Annotated in this window: 2 protein-coding genes; both read right to left on the bottom strand. The window is 33.4% G+C overall.

The annotated features are described in order from the left end of the window. Positions 1-327 carry a type II toxin-antitoxin system RelE/ParE family toxin gene (locus tag AC1EKB_RS06210; RefSeq protein WP_415694262.1) on the bottom strand — a complete coding sequence of 109 codons (327 nt, stop codon included), beginning with the start codon at positions 325-327 and terminating at the stop codon, positions 1-3. Then, positions 314-586, bottom strand: coding sequence for a type II toxin-antitoxin system Phd/YefM family antitoxin (locus AC1EKB_RS06205; protein ID WP_481249149.1), 273 nt, complete (start codon positions 584-586; stop codon positions 314-316). Before AC1EKB_RS06205 ends, AC1EKB_RS06210 begins: the two co-directional genes overlap by 14 nt. Positions 587-728: the final 142 nt, after the last annotated feature.

Below are 728 nucleotides of genomic sequence, written 5' to 3'. Positions count from 1 at the left end.
TTACAATATGTCAACCCAGTTTTGTCTAGCATGAAGTATTCTATGCACCATAACCGTTTTGTTCTCTTCGCAAATTTTATAGAAGATCACATATTTTTTAACAAAACATCTTCTAAAGTTTTTACTACTAAGGTAATCATCGTTCACTAATCGGTATCGATAAGGCATTGTGGATAAGCTTGAAACAGTGGCTTCCACATTATCGAGGAATTCGGCTGCTGTAATTGGTGAGTCTAAATTGTGCGCAATGTAATGGACTATGCCTTGCAAATCTTTATGATAACTTTGCGAAACAAGTATTGCGTATTTTGGGTTACTTTGCGCCATTGTTGAGTTCTTCTCTTAAGTTTCGCATTGATTCTTCAAAAGATAATGTGTGATTGTTGTTAAAATCAGACTCGCTTTGAGAGAGTGAACTGTACAGTTCGTATTTGCTCATGAATTTGTTGAATAAGTCAATGCTCATTACAGCTAAGTCCCCGCGACCGTTTTTTGTAATGAAAACTGGCTCTTTTGTTTCGTGGCAAAATGTTGATATCTCGTTGTAGTTATTGCGTAAATCTGTGCTTGATTTAATAGTTGGCATTTGTGAGTCCTTTGAGATGATTGTTATTTTGGTGTTGAATTATCTTGTATAATCTTGTTTGATTTGCATAAATATTAACTCAGTTTAATGCAATCTAAAGATATTATATGATTATTTCTTTAGATTATTGACTTTATAGTTT

Source organism: Gardnerella sialicivorans subsp. sialicivorans, from assembly GCF_056746795.1.
Note: the sequence above shows the minus strand (reverse complement) of the source record. Positions and strands in the feature narration are given on the sequence as shown.